Origin of the sequence: Actinosynnema sp. NPDC023658 (genome assembly GCF_040639995.1) — a bacterium.
Taxonomy (GTDB): domain Bacteria; phylum Actinomycetota; class Actinomycetes; order Mycobacteriales; family Pseudonocardiaceae; genus Actinosynnema.
Window position 1 is genome coordinate 1 of the sequence record NZ_JBFAAX010001163.1, and the last position, 1,632, is coordinate 1,632.

The 1,632-nt window shown below is 75.9% G+C and carries 1 protein-coding gene and 1 pseudogene; both read left to right on the plus strand.

Annotation, left to right across the window (positions count from 1 at the left end):
• Positions 1-1,145: pseudogene (locus tag AB0G02_RS39155) on the plus strand (hypothetical protein); the annotation flags it as partial.
• The coding region (locus AB0G02_RS39160; protein ID WP_360805258.1) for a hypothetical protein at positions 1,142-1,632 on the plus strand (491 nt) is incomplete at its 3' end. The pseudogene AB0G02_RS39155 and the gene AB0G02_RS39160, both read left to right, overlap by 4 nt.

Below are 1,632 nucleotides of genomic sequence, written 5' to 3' on the forward strand. Positions count from 1 at the left end.
GACCCGGCGCGGCGTTCGCGGCCGAGGGCGGCTCGGGCGAGAACGGCGCGATCCCGGTCGAGGCCGGTGCCGACGGCAAGGCGTTGATCGAGCTGGACGGCCTGGCGATCACCGCCGAGGTCGACCCGCTGACCGGTGAGATCAACCTCACCGTGGACAACGGCGACGGCACGCCCGAGCAGTACGGCGTGGAGTTCGGCGAGGACACCCCCGACTCCGGCGCCCGTGAGACGCCGACCATCCCCGGCCTGGACGACGCCGTGCCGCTGCCCGCCGACGCTTCCCCCGGTGGCGTCGGGTCGGAGCCGTTCGCCCCGGCGGACGTCACCACCATGCCCGCGCCCGACCAGGGCCTCGGGTTCACCGAGCCGCAGTTCACCGAGGTCCCGGCCGCCGACGTCGGTGCCGGCGCGGCCTCGGGCGGCTTCACCGAGCCTCAGTTCACCGAGGTGCCCGCCGACGCCGGTGCCGCCGCGGGTGGCTTCACCGAGCCGCAGGCCGCTCCGATCGCCGCCCCGGACAACCCGGCGTTCGTCGGCGGCGCCGGCGCACCCGTCGGTGCCGCGGTCGGCGGTGGCTTCACCGACCCGTCGGCGTTCCAGGCGCCGTCCGGGCAGTCGTTCCAGCCCCAGCCGTTCCAGCCGCAGGCGTTCGAGGGCCAGGCGTTCCAGGGCCAGGCGGCCTCGTTCGACGGCGGTCCCGCCCACTACAACACCGAGGGCTCCACGGCGACGTCCGGCGCGTCGGTGTTCGGCGGCGGCGGTTCGGGCTTCAACGGCGCGGACTCCGTGCTGGGTGGCTCGCCATCCGGTTCGGACAACACGTGGAGCAGCCCCCCGGCCGACTCCGCCGACCACGGCCTCGCGTCGGACACGAACGCGTCGCAGGCGGGCCAGGCGGGTTCCGCCACGCTCCCGTCGATGCAGGAGTCCCAGTCCGCCGCGCAGCCCGGCGGTTCCGCCGTCGGTGGCGGCATGATGGGCGGCGGGATGATGGGTGGCGGCATGCCCGGTGGCGGCGGTCAGCAGGGTGGCGGCGACAACGAGCGCAGCAGTCCCGGGCAGTGGCGCACGACCGGGTCGCTGTTCGACGACGACGTCAGCCTCAGCCGCGTCCAGGGTGTGCTGGGTGAGGAGGGCCGATGAGCGTCTCGTCGGACAGGTTGGCCGCGGCGATGAGCCGCATGGACCAGATCTCGCGGGAGCACGCCGACCGGCGTGAGCTGCGGGAGCGCCGGACCCGTGAGGCGAAGGAGCAGGCGGGCGCGAGCTTCGCCAAGCAGGGCCAGGTGGCGCAGAAGATCGTCGAGCGGATCGAGGCGAACGAGAAGGCGCAGAAGGCCGCCGGCGGCTGGAACACCAAGGCGGCGACGGAGAAGAAGAGCGGCGAGTACCGGTTCGGCACCGAGGACGACGAGCCGACCTACGAGACCCCGCCGCCGGTGGCCCCGTCGTGGTCGGCCACCCAGCCGGCGGCCAGCCCGTGGTCGTCCGCCCCGCCGGTCCCGACCCCCCCCCCCGCGGCCGCCGGGCCCCCCCCCCCCCCCCCCCCCCCCGCCCCGCCGGCGCCCCCCCCCCCCGCCCCGGTGGCCGCGGTCGAAGACCTGGGGGTCCAGAGCGGGGTGTCCAGAGC